At 40.4% G+C, this 18888-nt stretch carries 21 protein-coding genes; 19 read left to right on the top strand and 2 right to left on the bottom strand.

From position 1 onward, the window contains the following. Positions 1–138 precede the first annotated feature (138 nt). The 8 genes from FC24_RS02205 (at position 139) to FC24_RS02170 (ending at position 5078) form a co-directional block, all read left to right on the top strand. Positions 139–1098, top strand: a complete 960-nt coding sequence (locus FC24_RS02205; RefSeq protein ID WP_057873243.1) for a hypothetical protein — start codon at positions 139–141, stop codon at positions 1096–1098. 57 nt (positions 1099–1155) lie between these two features. Then, entirely contained in the window at positions 1156–1842 is a 687-nt protein-coding gene (locus FC24_RS02200; RefSeq protein ID WP_057873242.1) for an NAD-dependent protein deacylase, read from the top strand. An 88-nt stretch (positions 1843–1930) separates the two neighbouring features. Beyond that, the gene (locus FC24_RS02195; RefSeq protein ID WP_057873241.1) at positions 1931–2221 is read left to right on the top strand and encodes a chorismate mutase; all 291 of its coding nucleotides are present in this window, start codon (positions 1931–1933) and stop codon (positions 2219–2221) included. Between the two features lie 16 nt (positions 2222–2237). Further along, positions 2238–2717, top strand: coding sequence for an NUDIX hydrolase (locus tag FC24_RS02190; protein ID WP_057873240.1), 480 nt, complete (start codon positions 2238–2240; stop codon positions 2715–2717). A gap of 109 nt (positions 2718–2826) precedes the next feature. Continuing rightward, positions 2827–3291, top strand: coding sequence for an RrF2 family transcriptional regulator (locus FC24_RS02185; protein WP_057873239.1), 465 nt, complete (start codon positions 2827–2829; stop codon positions 3289–3291). 21 nt (positions 3292–3312) lie between these two features. Continuing rightward, positions 3313–3636: a hypothetical protein gene (locus FC24_RS02180; RefSeq protein ID WP_057873238.1), complete on the top strand. Its 324-nt coding sequence runs from the start codon at positions 3313–3315 to the stop codon at positions 3634–3636. Positions 3637–3657: 21 nt separating this feature from the next. Beyond that, positions 3658–4500, top strand: coding sequence for a DUF72 domain-containing protein (locus FC24_RS02175; protein ID WP_057873237.1), 843 nt, complete (start codon positions 3658–3660; stop codon positions 4498–4500). A 14-nt stretch (positions 4501–4514) separates the two neighbouring features. Next, a complete protein-coding gene (locus tag FC24_RS02170; RefSeq protein WP_057873236.1) occupies positions 4515–5078 on the top strand; it encodes a DNA-3-methyladenine glycosylase I in 564 nt (187 codons plus the stop codon). Positions 5079–5146: 68 nt separating this feature from the next. Here the strand turns inward: FC24_RS02170 and FC24_RS02165 are convergent, their stop codons facing one another. Both FC24_RS02165 and FC24_RS02160 read right to left on the bottom strand, forming a co-directional pair. After that, positions 5147–6355 (bottom strand): MFS transporter, encoded by a 1209-nt coding sequence (locus tag FC24_RS02165; protein WP_057873235.1) that lies wholly within the window; start codon positions 6353–6355, stop codon positions 5147–5149. A 152-nt stretch (positions 6356–6507) separates the two neighbouring features. After that, the gene (locus tag FC24_RS02160; RefSeq protein ID WP_057873234.1) at positions 6508–7404 is read right to left on the bottom strand and encodes a LysR family transcriptional regulator; all 897 of its coding nucleotides are present in this window, start codon (positions 7402–7404) and stop codon (positions 6508–6510) included. A 142-nt stretch (positions 7405–7546) separates the two neighbouring features. Here FC24_RS02160 and FC24_RS02155 point away from each other — a divergent pair, with 142 nt between their 5' ends. From FC24_RS02155 to FC24_RS02105, 11 genes are all read left to right on the top strand, one after another. After that, positions 7547–8389, top strand: a complete 843-nt coding sequence (locus tag FC24_RS02155; protein ID WP_057873233.1) for a sugar phosphate isomerase/epimerase family protein — start codon at positions 7547–7549, stop codon at positions 8387–8389. A 15-nt stretch (positions 8390–8404) separates the two neighbouring features. Beyond that, positions 8405–9232, top strand: a complete 828-nt coding sequence (locus FC24_RS02150; RefSeq protein ID WP_057873232.1) for an SDR family NAD(P)-dependent oxidoreductase — start codon at positions 8405–8407, stop codon at positions 9230–9232. A gap of 11 nt (positions 9233–9243) precedes the next feature. Continuing rightward, positions 9244–10977, top strand: coding sequence for an FAD-dependent oxidoreductase (locus tag FC24_RS02145; protein WP_057873231.1), 1734 nt, complete (start codon positions 9244–9246; stop codon positions 10975–10977). A 13-nt stretch (positions 10978–10990) separates the two neighbouring features. Next, a complete protein-coding gene (locus tag FC24_RS02140) occupies positions 10991–11872 on the top strand; it encodes a shikimate dehydrogenase (protein WP_057873230.1) in 882 nt (293 codons plus the stop codon). 11 nt (positions 11873–11883) lie between these two features. Then, positions 11884–12648 (top strand): type I 3-dehydroquinate dehydratase, encoded by a 765-nt coding sequence (gene aroD, locus FC24_RS02135; RefSeq protein WP_057873229.1) that lies wholly within the window; start codon positions 11884–11886, stop codon positions 12646–12648. Positions 12649–12788: 140 nt separating this feature from the next. Continuing rightward, positions 12789–14858 (top strand): methionine--tRNA ligase, encoded by a 2070-nt coding sequence (gene metG, locus FC24_RS02130; RefSeq protein ID WP_268872293.1) that lies wholly within the window; start codon positions 12789–12791, stop codon positions 14856–14858. A gap of 25 nt (positions 14859–14883) precedes the next feature. After that, positions 14884–15657 carry a TatD family hydrolase gene (locus FC24_RS02125; RefSeq protein ID WP_057873227.1) on the top strand — a complete coding sequence of 258 codons (774 nt, stop codon included), beginning with the start codon at positions 14884–14886 and terminating at the stop codon, positions 15655–15657. Further along, entirely contained in the window at positions 15654–16235 is a 582-nt protein-coding gene (gene rnmV, locus FC24_RS02120) for a ribonuclease M5 (protein ID WP_057873226.1), read from the top strand. Before FC24_RS02125 ends, rnmV begins: the two co-directional genes overlap by 4 nt. Next, positions 16225–17115 (top strand): 16S rRNA (adenine(1518)-N(6)/adenine(1519)-N(6))-dimethyltransferase RsmA, encoded by an 891-nt coding sequence (gene rsmA / locus FC24_RS02115; protein WP_057873225.1) that lies wholly within the window; start codon positions 16225–16227, stop codon positions 17113–17115. The genes rnmV and rsmA overlap by 11 nt, the downstream gene beginning before the upstream one ends. 106 nt (positions 17116–17221) lie before the next feature. Next, positions 17222–17479: a Veg family protein gene (locus FC24_RS02110; RefSeq protein ID WP_057873224.1), complete on the top strand. Its 258-nt coding sequence runs from the start codon at positions 17222–17224 to the stop codon at positions 17477–17479. Positions 17480–17813: 334 nt separating this feature from the next. After that, a complete protein-coding gene (locus FC24_RS02105) occupies positions 17814–18716 on the top strand; it encodes a LysR family transcriptional regulator (protein ID WP_057873223.1) in 903 nt (300 codons plus the stop codon). Positions 18717–18888: the final 172 nt, after the last annotated feature.

Below are 18888 nucleotides of genomic sequence, written 5' to 3'. Positions count from 1 at the left end.
GTATATCACGAAAGCGCTTTAGGGTGTAGATTGACAAAAACTGTCATTCAGTTCACAAGCAGGGTTTGCTTTGCTAGAATATAGTCAGACTGGCCATTAGCAACCTGACAGCCATCGAGATGGGAAAGGTATGAACTTATGACAGAAAAATTTTCAGCTACAGTGAAGACATTATTAACTGAGGTAAAGCAATTAGCCAAGTCACCGGTAACGCTTGAAATTGGCAGTGATCGGGCTGGCTATTTGCGGCATGATCAATCTTACCAAGAACGTAGTGCCGACGGTAGTTTAAAAGTCGTTGTGGCGGACGTCACGAATATTGACTACACAGCTTCTCATGAACTGCTTCATTTATTATTGTCACAGCAACATTATCCACAAATCCATTTTAATTTAACCACACATGATCATGATTTGGACCAACAATTAGAAGCAACTGCGGTGGAACTTTATCACGCTGCTGTTCACGTTCCGATTGTTGCTGTGCAAAAGCAACGGGGTATCATTGATGACACGGTACAAGCACAGTATTTAAAGGGAATTGAAACGGTGGTGCCACCGGAAGATCCGGCTAAAAATGACCGCCTACTTATTTTTCGCACTTTAACGTTATTGGATGCATTGGTATTTTACCAAGGACAGCTAGCTACTGCGAAAAAAGTGTTAACAGCGCGCTATCCCATAGCTTACCAAGGTGCTGAACAGTTGTACCAAATCCTAGCAGATAAGCCGATTGATTCGCCGTTTACCTTGAGGCGAGCTGTGGTCAAGTTATTTGCTGCTTTTGATCAGTGGTTGGCTAACGTTGGCTTAGCACAGACCCATCACAATCAATTTGTCACGTTAGATGGCGTCTTTTCACAGCGACAAACGCATTTAGAAGTACGGCAACTCTTTCAAATTTTACATTCGGAGTTAACTTTGCGCGATAATAAGCGCTCTGCCTACATTGGTTTAGGCAAAAACGATCAACAAAACACCTTTGTTTTGTCCGCTCCCCAAGCTGAAAAACAACGTGCTGACTTTTTTAAACAAATTTATGGTCAAAAAATGACTGATTTTCTGCAAAAACAGCACTTGCCGTTATTAATCCGCTAAACGTCATCAGTTTAACGATTAGAAATAAAATTTATTAATGAGATAGGAGACGAGAAGATGTTTGATTTAAAACAAGCAATTGAAAAAGCAAATCATGTCACCTTTCTAACGGGAGCAGGTGTTTCTGTCCCTTCTGGCATTCCAGATTACCGTTCTAAAAATGGGTTATACGCCGGCCACCAAAACCCGGAATATTTATTGAGCCAAGACAATTTACGGGATCATCCAGAAGATTTCTATAAGTTTGTTAAAGCAAGTATGTATTATCCTGATGCCAAGCCTAATGTGATCCATGAAAAAATGGCTGCAATCAGTAATGAAAAAGGCACGATTGTCACTCAAAACGTTGATGGTTTGCACGCAAAGGCAGGCGCAAAACATGTGGTCGAGTTCCACGGTAATTTATACCGAATTTACTGCCAGAAATGCCACCAAACTTTTAATTACCAACAATATTTACAAAGCGATCGGCATGAAAAAGACGGTGGAATTTTACGTCCCGACATTGTCTTGTATGGTGAGGCTTTGCCTGAGCAGGCGATTAGTCAGGCAGTGTCTGCAGTTGGCGAAGCTGATTTAATCATCATTTGTGGGACTTCGTTTCAAGTTGCTCCATTTTCAATGTTGGTTAACTATGCGCAACCGAATACGCAAATTGTCGCAATTAATGAACAGCGGTTACGTTTACCTTTCAAATTTGAAATGATTCAAGCTGATGCACAACAGGTTTTTCAAGCATTGTAAGGGTTGTGTTTAGGCAGAACTTGTTTTAAAGTGCTAAGTTTATTAAAATAAAATTAATAAAGCATTAGATAAGAGGTTATCATTCAGCATGTTAGAAGCGCAGCGCCAAGAAATTAATCAGATTGATACGCAGTTAACGGCTTTATTTGAACGGCGTTTAGCGATCGCAAAAGAAATTGCTAGCCAAAAATATCAGCAACAGTTACCGTTAACTGATGTCACTCGGGAACATCAAGTGATTAAGCAACAATGTGCGCAGTTAAAGGATCCACAGTTGGCACCTTATTTAACTGATTGGTATCGCTCAACCATGCTGTTAACCAAGCAATATCAAGCACATGTCATTCAAAAATTGCAGCACCATTCTTCAATTAAATGATAAAAGGATGTCAACAATGACTTATAAATATACTTTAGCGTTGATTCGTTATCAAGAACAATTATTGGTTTTAAATCGGTTGAAGCCACCTTACCCAGGGCAGTGGAATGGCATTGGTGGAAAAGTAGAACCCGGTGAAACGGCAGTGACAGCCACTAAACGTGAGATTGCTGAAGAGACCGGCATTGCGGCTAGTGATTATCAATTAGCGCCTGCCGGAGTCATCGATTGGTTTATTGATGGTCGTTACATCAATAATATTTATTTAGCGGTGGCAAAACTTGACCGACTGCCACAAACAGCTTACCCGCAGCAAATGCGTGAAGGGTTATTAAATTTCTTTCCAATTGACTGGTTAACCCGTGAAGATAATTTAGGTGTTGTCCCAGACTTTAAGCGGTTGATTACACCGGCGTTGTCAGGGAAAAAGCAGTGTTACATTACTAATTTTAAGGATGAACAATTAATTGATTTTTGGGTCAAACCATTGGCCTAGTGATGTATCTGTAAGCAAGCGCTAACGTTTGTTAGAAGGAGACTGCTGCCAAACTGTTATGGCACAAATTATTTTCAAATGTATCTGATTTAAGAAAGGAAGCACAAAAATGCGTCTGGATTTTTCAGTAGCTGTTCACAGTTTACTTTATTTAGAACAAAAACAACCCCGTTTGGTATCCAGTCGCGAGCTTGCTGTCTCTATGGCCACGAATCCAGTGATGATTCGTAATATTTTATCCGTTTTGCACAAGCAACATTACATCCGTGGCATCGTGGGTAAAAATGGCGGTTATCAATTGGATCGCCGGTTAATTGATATCAATGTCGGTGAATTATACGATTTAACGATTCCACCGGCCATTAGCTATGCACGCTTTACAACTGGCAGTCCTAGTGCTGTTGGTGATGGTAGTGACATCAATCGTAACATCGAAGAGACGTTAACTGATTTGTTTACTTTAGCCGATCAAGGATACCGCGCTTTTTACCATCAATTTACCATGGCGGATCTGAAGCAAGACATTGAACATCACGGTTATTTTAAAGCAATTGCGCGGAAACCTTTTGGTTAATGTGCTGAAAGAAGTTAGACCATGACGCATGAAGATCTATTATTGGCCATTAAAATGATTACCCACCGGTTACGCTATTTGCGTTGGCTGCAAGTTGGGCTGGATTGCTTGTTGGCTTATTTAATTTGGCGAATTTTAGTTGGTGGGCTGTCCTTAAAATTATTTTGGTTAACCATCACGCGGACACGTGTTTTTTTCGGTGCTTTTTTATGTGGTATTTTAGGCTATAGTGTGCGGCAAACACGTTATCATTATCGACTGAATGGACAACATTTAGTCGATGAACTGGGACAGCAATTAAATCAGCGCGAATGCCAAATTGTTCGCCGATTTCAGCGCTATTAGTTTGGAATGGGGTGTTAGGCAATGATTACAATTGGATTGACAACTTGGCGCGAGCATGGCAGCTTATTGCATGAAGGCCAAGAACGTAAATTAACGTTACCTGAATACGCACAATTTTTACCTTGTGTTGAGCTAGATACGCCATTTTATGGGATTCCTAGGGAAAGCTCATTTAGAAAATGGGTGCAAGAAACACCGCCAAATTTTCAGTTTATTGTTAAAGCTAACCAAGTGATGACGCGACATCGTGAGCCTGCCGCTGTGGGTGCAACGGATGAAGCAGAAGTTTTCATGCATTTTAGACAAAGTAGCGCGCCGTTGGTTGCGGCTGGGAAATTGAAAACAATTTTGCTGCAATTTCCGCCTTTTTTTGGCGTTACTCAGGAGAATGTTCGTTATTTGCGGCGGGTGCGGCATTATTTAGGTGATTTGCCAGCTGCGGTGGAATTCCGCAACCAAGCTTGGTACCAACAAGCTTATCGACAGCAAATGCTGGGTTTATTACGGCAGCTGAATTTTAGCCATGTCATCGTTGATGAGCCACAGACGCCGACTGGCAGTACACCCTATTTTCCAGTTGCAACCAATCAATTGGCGGTGTTGCGCTTGCACGGTCGGAATTTTGCCGGTTGGGCTAATCAAGGTAAAGATTGGCGCCGGAAACGAACTTTGTGGCGTTATAATGATAATGAATTAAAGAATTTTGCGTATGATATTCGGCGTTTAACGGGTGAAGCACAGGAGGTTTGTGTGATTTTTAATAATAATTCTGGTGGGGATGCTGCAGATAATGCGTTGCGTCTCCAAGAATTATTGGGCTTAGAATTTAAAGGCCTAGCACCTCAACAAATGGATTTATTTTAATGGAGGCGTCTGTGATGACAGCAATTCAGCGGTGTCACTGGGCAAATGTTAGTCCAGAAATGCAAGCGTACCATGATCAGGAATGGGGTAAACCAATTTATACCGACCAGGCTTTGTTTGAGCGGTTATGTATGGAAACTTATCAAGCCGGGTTAAGTTGGGCCACAGTATTGCATAAACGGCAAGCATTTCACCGTGTATTTCATGATTACCAGTTGGTCGCAGTGGCAGCGATGACGTCAGATGAAATCACCGCAGCTTTGCAGAATCCAGCCATCATTCGCAATCGTCGTAAATTAGAAGCAACGGTTAGTAATGCCCGTGCTTTTTTGAAGGTAAGCGTTGCTTATCATGGCTTTGCAAATTATTTTTGGCCTGCAGTAGGGGACTACCCAATTAAGCATGTGGTCACTGTGCAGCATGCAGCACCGACCCAGACGCCGTTGTCAGCTAAGCTTGCAAAAGACTTAAAACAGCGGGGGTTTAAATTTGTTGGTCCTGTTTCGATGTATGCCTTTATGCAAAGTGTGGGTGCGGTTAATGATCACGAAATGACTTGTGCTTGGCGATCATCTTAATAATGTTGTAAATGATAAAATCCAGTAACTGAGCATTTAACTCAGTTGCTGGATTTTTTTGCTTCTAACTAATTATGTGGTAATGTTAAGTGCTGCCGCCGTTGGATTAATAATAATGTGATAACAACGGAAATAACGGTATCGACTGCCGTGATCCAAAAAACCGTTAAAACACTCGCTGCAGTAGTGCTGATGACAAAGCTAGATAATAGTGGTCCTAAAAAGTAAGTGACAGCAGCCATAAAACTATAATAACTCGTTAATTTACCGTGACCCTTGGGAAAGTAACTGGTCAGAATGGACAAACCAACTTGCCAAATTCCACCTGCACCAAAAAAGCCGATGGCAAGGCTGCCGATTCTAGCAGTTAATAACGACGGCTTCAGTAACATTAAAAATAAACCAGCTGCTGATAGCGCTGTATAAATAATGATCAGCGTTAAGCGCTTAATTTTTGTGACGGCAATTGCCGTGATAAAAACAGAGATCAAAGAAGCCATTGCGTACCAAGAAACTAAGGTTTTGGCAGTGCTAGCAGAGACACCTAAAACGTTGACGCCGAAGTTAGGTAAGTATTGCGAAAAAACATAGAAAGTAAAACAGATGGTGAAACCTAAGGCAATTAATAACGCCCCATCAATTGCCATCTTTGGTTGTTGCCCTTTTGTTTGTGGTTGAATGGCAGTAGCATTTTCGGTGCTGACTTTATTTTTTTGTGGCGTTTCTTCGTGCGGTGCAAAGGGACTGACCAGGGTCAATAAAATGTTAGCAGCTAGCGCAAGCGCTAACACTATTGCGGTTAAACGTGCATCAGTAACGGCAGCTACCCAGAAGGGAAAGAGAAATTGACACAGTGACATCGCTGCTTTAACCAATGAATTCATGGTTGCCGATTTATTGGGATAGGCATCGGTTAAAGCTGGGTAGCCAGCGGCATCGCCGAAAGAATTAGTGACACCAAAAAATAATGCAGCGATGCAGGCCATCAATAAGTTATGCGCGTAAGCAGCGCCTAGTAAAAAGATAATATCAGCTACTAAAGCGATTAATAGTGTTTTTTTGCGGCCAATTTTATCAGAAATCACGCCTGCGGATAGAATCGTCAAAATCCGGCCTAAACCAACGACGGCTAAAACAATGGAAATTCCTTTAATATCAGTGTGCCAACTTTTTTGAAAATAGGTGCTGTATTGCGACAGGATGATAGTGATCATACCGACTAACGCATAATTTATATAAATACTGGCAGTTGCGCCAAGATAATGTCTTTGTTTCATCGTGAGCCTCCTTAACAATTGTGTATGAAACCGATTAACAATTTCAATATAAGTCAAGATGATAGCTTTGTCTAATTCAGATTTTTTGGTGAATTGATTAATCTTCTCTATTGAATGTAATCGGTGTCAATCTAGTCGAATCACGAGCCACCTTAATAGTGAATGTGATTTGTCTGTCTGATGTAATGAATGAAACGGGTTGCGGCAGGTGATTGGTAATGTGCCTTAAGAGTTGCCATGTAGATGAAGCGCCGGTATTTAGGAAAGACAATCGGTAACTGTTTAAGTGGTAAAGTTGCTAAAAGATTCATTTCTGGCACAATGCCGACGCCAAAACCTGCCGCCACTAATCCGGCAACAATTTCGTCTTCATCGACAGAAAAACGGCTTTGCGGTCGGCCGCCACAAATCGAAAATAACTGGTTTAATGCCACGTGTAAACCGGCTGCTTTGCTGTAAGTAATGTATTGGTAATCTAAGGTATCTTTTAAATTAACTGCTTTTTTTGCTGCTAAAGGATGACCTAGCGGCGTAATGAATTTTAATTGCTGCTCGTACACTGGATAGTATTCAATGTCCGCTAGGTTGTCGATTTTGGAACAAAAACCAATATCAATTTGCTCAGCACGTAATTGTTTGACAATTGTTTGAGATAAAACAGCGCCACTAGTGAACTGAAATTTCGGTGTTGTACGATTTCGGTACTGGCTTAAAAATTCTTTCAATGAAAAGGGCAACCATCTAGTGCTTAACGAACGTAAAGTTGAGATTTTAATAATGTCTTGTGGCTTTTCAGCTTCTTTTGCCTGCTCTACCGCTTGATTTAAAGTATTAATTGCTTTCATACTTTGTTTGACAAAAATTCGACCACTATTGGTGAGTCGAACATTGCGGCCAACACGTTTAAATAAAGTTAAATCAACTTGTTCTTCTAATTTTTTGATGGCGTAAGTTAAAGAAGGCTGGGTAATGTGTAACATTTTGGCTGCTTGTGTATAATTCTCTGTTTGTGCCAAGATTGCAAGGTATTGTAATTGCTGAAAATTCATTTGCGACTCCTTTTTAACACTTTTATCAATAGAATAATTATATCAATTTAAACAAAATAATCAATTAGACGCGCTATAACAATTGATCTATATTTGATTTATAGAGATAAATGAATGAATTAGTTGTAAAGAAGGAATTAATGTGACAGGTAAACCACCGATTACTATGAGTTCATGGACGTTAGGCAGCCATTGTACTTTTGAGCAACGGTGTGTGGCTGCTTCGGCAGCTGGGTATCAAGGAATCGGCCTACGTGCTGAAAATTATGTTGATGCGTTAAATGAAGGCTTAACTGACGACGATCTATTAGTGTTGCTTCAGCGTTATCACTTACGCTGTACAGAAGTGGAATACATTGTGCAATGGTGTGAGGAACCACGCACGTATTTGCAAAAATATAAAGAGCAGATTTGTTTTCATATGTGCCAACTATTTCAAGTTAATCGGATTAATACTGGATTGTTGGAAACTTATCCGATTGATTATGTCGCGCAAAAATTACGTGAATTATGTCAGCGCACTGGACAGTTAATCATTGCCCTTGAGCCGGTGCCTTATAGCGGTATACCAGATTTAGCGACAGCTTGGCAAATCTTACAACAAGCTGGTTGTCCAAATACGGGACTTTTGCTGGATGTTTGGCACTGGGCGCGTGCAAAACATCCGGTTGATTCTTTGACAACAGCGCAGGCCAAGCGTGTAGTAGCAATTCAGTTAGACGATGTTAATCAGCGGGCTTATGCACCGACGGTTTTGCGTGCGGAATCTATGCATGATCGTTTGGCTCCTGGAGATGGCGCGGCGGTTAGCTCAAAATTTATTCGAATGCTTAAGCTTGCGGGCGTGCAGCCACAAGTGATTGGCGTTGAGGTGGTATCTGATCGGGCACTAGCTAAAGGAATTAACTGGACAGCAAATGACACATACCGGAAAACCAAACAAGTTTTAGCGGATACTTGGCCCGAAATGCTATCAGTCGTTTAGAAAGGAAGTTAGTAGATGTCAGATTGGTTAGGTTTACAAGATAAAGTGGTTGTTATCACTGGTGCTGCTGGTGGTATGGGGACAAAATTTAGTCAAGACTTTGCCATGCAAGGTGCTAAATTAGTGTTGTTAGATATTGCGCGCACAAAATTACAAACTTTAGCAAAGCAAATTAAAGCACAGTATGGGACTTCTGTTTTGCCGCTAGTTTGTAATTCAACGGATGAAAAGGCAGTTGATCGTGCGGTTGAGCAAACATTAGTTCAATTTGGACATGTGGATATTTTGGCCAACACGGCTGCCATTTTACGTTTTTCGCCATTAGAAGATTTAAGTTTGGCCGAGTGGCAGCAGCAATTAAATGTTAATTTAACTGGCTATTTTTTAACGTCACAACGATTTGGCCGGCAGATGATTAAACAGCGGCAAGGGACAATGGTACACATTTCAACAGTTGCCTCACAATTTCCAGAAACCTATTCTGGTGCTTATAGTACCACTAAGGCTGGTGTCAATTTATTATCTAAGCAAATGGCAGCAGAATGGGGCCAATTTGGAATTCGTAGTAATTGTGTGCTGCCTGCATTAGTGAAAACTCCTTTATCTGCGGATTTTTATAAGGATCCTGAAGTTGAAAAAGGCCGTAGTCGTTTGGTGGCTAGCAAACGGATTGGTAATTTAACGGATATTTCTAACACTGTATTGTTTTTAGCTAGTGCACGTTCAGCTTATACCAATGGTGAAGAAGTGCCAGTTGATGGTGGTTTGAGCATTATGATGCAAGATATGATTCCTAAACCAGGTGGACGGCGACAATATGCACTTAAGCACCATCAAAAATAGGAGGAATTAAAATGGCAACAGATGAAAAACAAATTAAAGCAACAGCACAGGGGCATAATGGTCCCATTGAGTTAAAACTCAACGTAGCTCAGCAGCAGTTAAAAGACATCCAAGTGGTACATCATTCTGAAACACCCGGTATTTTTAATCAAGTGTTTGCTAAATTGCATAACCAAATTTTGAACTCTCAAAGTTTCGATGTGGATGCGATTAGTGGGGCAACGGTGATGAGTAAGGGGATTTTAACAGCCAGTAAACATGCGTTGACAGCAGCACATGTTAAACTTAAAGGGAAGCCACAAAAAAAGGTTAGTGAAGGTCCCAAAACGTTTACGGCAGATGTTGTCGTCATTGGTGGCGGTGAAGCGGGTTTGGTAGCTGCTTGCCGCGCGTTAAGCTTAGGTAAGCGGGTCATTTTAGTTGAAAAGAACGGTTACCTAGGTGGTGCGACCATTTTTAACGGATCAAATGTTACCGCTACCGGTTCTAAAACTGCCCAACGTATTTTTGGATCGACTTTAGCGAAGAAAGATTCGCCGCAAAAATTAGTGGCAGATGTCACGCGCGAATCACACCAGACTAATACACCGACATTGACCACATTGATGGCTAATCAAATTGGTGCAGCCATTGATTTTATCAGTGATTTTGCGCAATTAGATTACCGTCAGGCACAGACACAAACGCCAGAACATTCAGTCAAACGTCAGATTGAACTACCAACTTCCAGCAGCTATGAATTGATTCAAAAAGTTGCGGCTGCTTTTGTTAAAAAGGGGGGTAAAATTCTTTTAGATACCCGGGTAGAAAACTTAATTCAAACAGGGACACAGATTAAAGGGATCGTTGCCAAAAGTAAACACCAAATAGTTCGTGTATTAGCCCCAGCAATTATTTTGGCGTCTGGCGGTTATGGTGCTAACACAAAAATGCGGACAGCAGTCAATGCAGGATTAGATTATTATGGCCCCATGACATCTACCGGAGATGCTTATCAGTTTTTGGCGCCTTTAAAGTTGAAAACACAGCATTTGGATTGGTATAAAGTGTATCCACACGGTGTTGAAACGACGCCAGGAATTGCTAAGTTGACAACTTATGCTTCTAAACAGGCAACAGATATGGGAGCGATTTATGTTAATCGGCAAGGCCAGCGAATTGTGAACGAATCCGCAGTTTATGCGGATTTGCGTGATGCTATTTTGCAGCAAACGGATAAGATTGCGTTTTTGGTAATGGACCAACGTACTTGGGATGCTTTTTACAAATTATTGTTATTGCATGATTTTACGGCAACAGAAATAGAAAGTTATTTTGCTAAAGCTGGTCAAAGTTCACCGATTTTAGTTAAAGGAACTTTGTCACAAGTGGCACAAAAAGCAGGAATTGATGTAGCTGGTTTAACACAGACAGTTCAAAAATATAACCAGTATGCAAAAACTGGTAAAGATCCGCAATTTCACCGTCAGCCGCAATATTTACATGGCTATGTTGGTACTAAGTATTATGTAATTGAGCAACGTGATCGCTTTGCAACTAGTTTAGGTGGCTTTACAGCAGGATCAGATCTACGCTTAGAACAACAAAACGGGACCAAAATAGTTAACCTTTTTGGTGCTGGTGAAGTTGTTGGCGGCGCTAATGGGCACGATTCAATGCCGAGCATGATGAATAGCTGGGCTATTGCTTCCGGCTATGTTGCTGGAATGACAGCGGCTCAATTTAATCAAAAATCAGATAAATAAAAGGGAGCGTTTTATGATGGCACAAATTGATGGACACACTATTTTAATTGGTTTGATGGCAACACCGATCAGACACTCGATGTCGCCTACAATGCATAACAATGCTTTTGCTAAATTGGGATTAAACTATGCCTATTTAGCGTTTGAAGTTGGAAACGATCGTTTAGAAAAGGCCATTGAGGCAATCCGAATTCTAGACATGCGTGGTTCGAACATTTCAATGCCCAATAAACAAAAAGTGATTCCGTATTTAGATCAACTGGATAAAAGCGCACAATTATGCGATGCTGTCAATACAATCGTTAATGATGACGGCAAACTAACAGGGTACACTACAGATGGCATTGGCTTCATGAAATCTTTGACTGATGAAGGCTTGGATATTCGGGGCAAAAAAATGACTTTAGTGGGTGCTGGTGGTGCTGGCACGCCGATCGCCATTCAGGCGGCGTTAGATGGAGTTAAAGAAATTGCGCTATTCAACCGAGATGATAGCCAATGGGCACAAGCCGAAAAAAATGTTAAAACAATTAATCAAGAGACTGATTGCCACGCAACATTACATCATTTAGAAAATCAGACTGAGTTAAAAGAAGCGATCGCTGCCAGCGACATTTACGTTGACGCTACTGGTTGTGGGATGAAGCCACTAGAAGATGTTGCGGTAGTCAATGATCCAAGCTGGTTCCATCAAGATATGATTGTGTTTGATACTGTCTATGCGCCGCGGGAAACTAAATTAATGCGGATTGCGAAACAAGGTGTCGTTAAACATGTTTTTAACGGATTGGGCATGATGCTTGAACAAGGTGCTGCAGCGTTTAAGCTTTGGACTGGCAAAGATATGCCAGTAGCTTATATTCGCCAATTATTATTTAATGATGCGCAAGCATAGGAGATGAGCGAATGCAAGCAATTAAAGTAAAAAATGTGACCTTAGGTAGTGGTCGGCCTAAAATTGCTGTCCCAATTACTGGAAAAGAGTTGCCAGCAGTTTTGACGCAAGCCGCTGAAATTAATGCGACTAATGCTGATTTAGTTGAATGGCGTTTGGATTGTTTTGCGCCTGTCACTGACTTTGATCAAGTTGATGCTGCAGCTACTCAATTGCGGCAGCGATTAGCTGATTTGCCGCTTTTACTAACCTTTCGAACGCATGCCGAAGGTGGACAGCAGCCAGCAAAAGATGAATTTTACTTTCAGCTTTTGCATCATCTGGTTAAAAAATCGTTAGGTGATTTATTGGATGTTGAGTTATTTCATGATTCGGAGCAAATCCAACAAGTGATAACAGCAGCTCAGCACCAACAGATTAAAGTAGTTATGAGTAATCATGATTTTACTAAAACACCAGCGATTACAGAGATACAACGGCGTTTAAAGTTGATGGCAACACTGGGAGCAGACATTGCTAAAATTGCTGTGATGCCGCATAGCGCACAAGATGTGCTCAAATTACTTTGGGCAACTAATGCGATGAAAGATCAGCTCAATTGTCCGTTGATTACCATGGCCATGGGTGATTTAGGCAAAGTGACTCGCATTAGCGGTGAAGTTTTTGATTCTTGTTTGACTTTTGGAACGGTTGGTGCTGCTTCTGCACCTGGACAAATTCAAAGTCAAAAGCTGCGCCAATATTTAGCGGCTTTACAACTCAGTTCAAATGCTTAAATTTTTAGTGTGTTTTTATGTGATTTAATGACATGAAAACACACTTTTTTTAGTAGTAGCGGTGGTTAAAAGGTGATTAAAACGCTGATACTGGCATGTAAAGCACCGTGTTCTGTGCTATAATTTTTGTATATCTAAAAATGCGCATAAAAATTAATTATATAAGTGAGGAATGTCATATGGCAGCTGCAACGAAACCAACTTTTTATATCACAACGCCAATTTATTATCCATCAGGGCGTTTGCACATCGGGAATTCATACACCACCATTGCTTGTGATGTCTTAGCACGTTATAAACGCTTAGCTGGTTATGATGTCTTTTATTTAACCGGGACAGATGAGCACGGATTAAAAATTGAACAAAAAGCTGAAGCGATGGGGATTAAGCCCCAGGACTACGTGGATAACATGGCGGCTGATATTAAAAAATTATGGCAGCTACTGGAAATCTCAAATGATAAATTTATTCGGACAACGGATGAAGAACATGTTAAAGCCGTGCAAAACATTGTTGATCGTTTAATTAAACAAGGCGATGTATATTTAGGCGAATATGAAGGTTGGTATTCAGTTTCTGATGAGGAATATTTCACCGAATCACAGTTGGCTGAAGTTTACCGGGATGAAAATGGAAATGTGATTGGTGGTAAAGCGCCAAGCGGTCATGAAGTGCAACTAGTTAAAGAGGAATCCTATTTCTTCAAAATGAGCAAATACGCTGATCGATTAGTGAAATATTATCACGATCACCCTGATTTTATTCAGCCTGCTTCTCGTAAAAATGAAATGTTGAAGAATTTTATTGAACCCGGGCTGGAAGATTTGGCAATGTCCCGGACAAGCTTTAATTGGGGCGTTCCGATTAAAGGCAATGATAAACACGTGGTCTATGTTTGGGTAGATGCGTTGCTTAATTACATTACCGCATTGGGGTATGGTTCAACTGATGATGCATTGTTTAAGCGGTATTGGCCTGCTGATGTACAAATGGTGGGTAAAGAAATCGTGCGTTTCCACACGATTTATTGGCCGATTATTTTAATGGCCTTGGACTTGCCACTGCCACGAAAAATTTATGGTCACGGCTGGTTACTGATGAAAAATGGTAAGATGTCTAAGTCTAAAGGTAATGTCGTTTATCCGGAAATGTTAGTTAAACGCTACGGTTTAGACGCTTTGCGTTATTATCTGATGCGCGCGCTGCCTTTTGGTCACGATGGTGTCTTTACGCCAGAAGATTTTATCGCGCGGATTAATTATGATTTAGCCAATGATTTAGGCAATTTATTGAACCGGACAGTGGCGATGATCAATAAGTACAACCAAGGAATGGTACCACCCATTACCACTGATATTACCGATTATGATGCTGATTTAGTGGGAACAGCTAATGAAGTGCTGAAAAATTACGCTAAATTAATGGATGAACTGCATTTTTCTGATGCATTAGCGGAAGTTTGGCGTTTAATTGGCCGGGCTAACAAGTATATAGACGAAACAGAACCTTGGCGTTTAGCAAAAACACCAACGGCTAAAAAACAATTGGACAGTGTTTTAGGCCACCTAGCTGAAAGCTTGCGCATTGTCGCTTTGCTATTGCAACCAGTGATGACTCATGCACCAAAGAAAATTTTTGCACAATTAGGCTTAGATTTTGCAGATGCCAATGCTCGGCAGTTTAAATTTGGTTATTTTCCAGCTAATGTTAAAGTGATTGCTAAAGGCAAACCAATTTTTCCACGGTTGAAAATGGACGATGAAATTGCCTACATTAAAGCGCAGATGAAACTAACTGTTGGTACAAATAAAAAGGATCAAGCAAAGAAAAAAACGACAGCTAGTTGGGATCCAACACAGACTAAATTAGCGTCGACTAAAAAACAATTAAAGTTTGCGGACTTTGATAAAGTAGAGCTAAAAGTTGCTGTGATTAAGCAAGTCCAAAAAGTTGCCGGTGCAGATAAATTGTTACAATTTCGATTGGATGCTGGTGATGGTGCTGATCGGCAAATTGTGTCTGGTATTGCTGAATTCTATCCTGATTACACGTCATTGGTGGGCAAACATGTCATTATTGTGGCAAATTTGAAGCCGCGCAAATTGCGGGGACAGATTAGTCAAGGTATGCTACTGTCATCTGAAGCGGCAGGCAAAGTCACGTTGTTGACAGTTGATTCTACAATTCCTGCCGGTGCTATTGTCGGATAAGTGGTGTCAAGCCAAGGAGGACTTTATGCAGATTTTTGATTCACATACGCATTTAAACGATACGCCTTTTGCCGGTCAAGAAGCAGCTTATATTGAGCATGCCCGGCAGTTAGGTGTCACTAAAATGGCAATTGTTGGTTCTAATGCGCAACTTAATCAAGGTGCTTTGGCGCTGGCACATCGTTTTTCTAATTTGTATGCCATTATTGGCTGGCATCCTGAAGATGTTCTCACTTATTCGGCAAAGGAAGAAGAAAAACTAGCAGCACAATTACAACAACCCAAAGTTGTCGCACTGGGCGAAATTGGTCTGGATTACCATTGGGATCAAGAACACCATCAACAGCAACAAAATTTATTCCGTAAGCAAATTGAGTTGGCGCAAGCTTATCATTTGCCAATTTCAGTTCATACACGGGATGCAATGGCAGATACCTATGCGATCCTTAAGGCAGCGCATGTGGAGCGTTATGGCGGCATCATGCATAGCTTTAATGGCAGTACAGAATGGTTGCGAAAATTTTTAGATTTGGGAATGATGATTTCCTTTAGTGGTGTCGTCAGTTTTAAAAATGCGCCACTAGTACACCAAGCAGCACGTGCTATTCCAATTGACCGGTTATTGGTTGAAACGGATGCACCTTATTTGACGCCAACGCCATATCGAGGCAAACAAAATGAACCTGGATATACACGTTATGTGGTGGAGGCAATTGCTAAATTACGTCATACTAGTGTGACAGAGATTGCAGATCAAACTTATCAAAACACAATTCAATTTTTTAAGGTGCAAGCATGATGAAAGATAAAATTAAAGAAGTCATCGTCGTGGAAGGTCGGGATGATACCAAACGGCTGCATGAAGTACTTGCAGCAGATACCATTGAAACCAATGGTGCGGCAATAGACCAAGTGGTGTTGAATCAAATTGCTTTAGCACAGGAAAAGCGTGGTGTGATCGTGCTCACTGATCCGGATGTACCCGGTGAACGAATCCGCCATTTGATCGCTGATGCTGTGCCAGGTGTTAAACAAGCTTTTTTACCTGCAAAACAAGCACAACCAACCCAGCAACACGGCAGCTTAGGTGTAGAGCATGCTAGTGATCAAGCTATTTTAGCGGCTTTAGCCAATTTATATACAACAGCAACTGCAGCGACACCAGTACTAATTTCAAGACAAGATTTGTGGCGAGCACGTCTCGTGGTAGATGAACATGCACAACAACGACGGCATCGGTTAGGCGATTTACTGCATATTGGCTATCCCAATGGGAAACAACTGTATAAACGGTTGCAGTTATTTCGCATTACTTTAGCTACTTTTAAGCAAGCTGTTGCGCAAGTGGACAGAGAGGAAGCATTGAATGATAAATAAGCAAGTGCCGATTGGTGATCCGGGACGGACACATGCAATTTTGGCAAAATATGGGTTAACGTCTAAAAAAAGTTTAGGGCAAAACTTTCTAACGGCACCGACAATTTTGCAGGACATTGCGCAGACTGCTAATTTAAGCTCGGCGGATGATGTTTTGGAAATTGGTCCTGGTATTGGCAGTTTGACGGAGCAATTAGCCCAAAATGCTCACCAAGTTTTAGCACTTGAAATTGATCAGCGATTATTGCCCGTATTGAAAGAGACTTTAGCTACCTACACCAATGTGAAAGTCCTCAACCAAGATGTTTTAAAAAGTGATTTAGCAACTTTAATCCGTCAAAATTTTGATGGCCAACATGCCATTAAAGTAGTGGCTAATTTGCCTTATTACATTACCACACCAATTTTATTGCGCTTACTTGAAAGTGGTGTGGCGTTTAGCCAGATTGTGGTGATGATGCAGCGTGAAGTGGCAGACCGAGTGGCAGCAGCACCTGGCAGCAAAATTTATGGGTCATTATCAATAGCCATTCAGTACCAAATGGCGGTTAAATTAGCACTGACAGTGCCTAAGACAGCCTTTATGCCACAGCCTAAAGTTGATTCGGCAATTGTTTCTTTGACTCGCCGTCAAAATAAAATCAATATTGCTGCTGATGAGCAACTATTTACGCGCGTTGTCAAAGGTAGTTTTGCACAACGGCGCAAAAGTTTGTGGAATAACTTATTAGCACTTTTTGGCAAAACAGCAGCCACTAAAGAAGCGTTAACTGCTGTTTTAAAGCAAGTGGATATTGACCCCGGGGTACGTGCAGAACGATTGTCAGTTACTGATTTTGTCCGCTTAACGAATGCTATCGGGGACAATCCAAATCTTTAGAATTTTATTGTTGATTTTTGTTGCGTAACATAATAGCTTGTGGTATAATTGCAAATTTATTTGATTTATGCTATACTAGTCTCTATCTTAAGAAGAGGTGAAGCAGATGCCAATTACACTAGCGAGCATTAAAGCAAATCTCGATAGTAAAATCGGAGAAAAGATGATGGTCATCGCCCAAGCAGGTCGTAAAAAGGTGACTAAGCGCAAAGGCACATTACATGAAACTTACCCTTCTGTTTTCGTCATCGACCTAGACCAAGAAGAAAACGCCTTTGAAAGAGTTTCATATAGTTACGCTGATCTACTAACTAAAACAATTAAAATTGAATTTGCTGATGACCAACAAACCGCGGCATCTTAAAGATTTTTGACTCAGTGCAATGAAGCACTGAGTTTTTTTGTTTGTCAGCGATAGGTTGTTTTAATGGTGCTTTTACTTGATTGCTAAAAACATAATTGGTTTATATTTAAATGTGAAAGCGTTATTATATAAGTATATGTGAATTACTTAACTTTCATAACTGTACGCCATTTTAACCAGGTTATAAAATCAGATTTAACAAATAATGCCATTCCACATTCATGTAAGTTAGGTTTTTAAAAACTCGTTGTCTTTTAGTACAATTGTTGCCTAACTTTTAAACATGCATTATTGTTACGGTTAATTTTATTTGTTTAGAATGGGGATAACAATTATGAACTTAAATCAATTGCGATATTTTCGTGTTATTGTTGACGAAAAACAATACACTAAAGCAGCCAGTAAATTGTTTATTAGTCAGCCAAGCTTAAGTAATTCCATGAAGGCATTTGAAGAAGATTTAGGTGGCAAATTGTTTAATAAAAGGGGGCATCAAATTGAACTGACTAAGTACGGGCAATTAATCTATAAGACAGTTTGTAACACACTGGATACGTTAGATCAAGGAATTGCAGAAGCCAATAAAATGTTGGCAAAGCCTGCTAATACACTTCGTGTTGCGTGTTTACCGACAACATTTGGGACTACCTTGCCTAAAACAGTACGAGATTTCAAAAAGAATATTAATGAAACAGCCCATTTTATTTTATTCAGTAAAGCCTCTATTCCAATTTTAGAAGGAATTCAAGATGGGCGGTATGACATTGGAATTTCTTCTTATAAAAGCGGTTATGAAGGTTTGCATTTCACACCATTTTATACGGAAGATATTATAATTCTATTACAAAAAGAACATCCTTTGGCACATTTGGAGCAAGTTAAATTAAGCCAGTTAAATAATCAGAAAATAATAACATACACAAATGACATTCCTTTAGGTGAAACAATTGCAAATAATGTAGTTAAATGTATTAAACCAGCGGCAGTTGATACAAGATCTATTGATGAAGTTGGAATTGCTGGTTTAGTTGCTTCTGGTCAAGGAATTGGTGTTTGTGCGAACACATCATTTCTACAGCCATTTGATTTGGTTAAAGTGCCATTAGATATTCCTAGTCGAACTAGAGTTATTTATACAGTTTATAATAAAAGAACCTCCCATAGTGAATTAGTGACAAAATTTTTAGCGTTTTTAGCTAAGGATAGCGTAAGAAAAACATATCAATTAATTGATTAAAAAGATAGATTAGTTTGACTGCAATTGTTTTTTAAGAGTGACCATGATAGTCTTTAATCGTATTAGTACTAATTCTAAATAGTCCTTCGCTAAGATTCATCCCACTAATAATGATTTTAGGTAACGTCAAAAGTTCTATGAAAACCGTGGTTCAGGAAGGGGTGTGACTGCT

This window comes from Loigolactobacillus rennini DSM 20253 (genome assembly GCF_001436505.1).
Taxonomy (GTDB): Bacteria; Bacillota; Bacilli; order Lactobacillales; family Lactobacillaceae; genus Loigolactobacillus; species Loigolactobacillus rennini.
The sequence above is the reverse complement of the archived record's forward strand: the minus strand, read 5'-3'. Positions and strand labels throughout refer to the sequence as shown.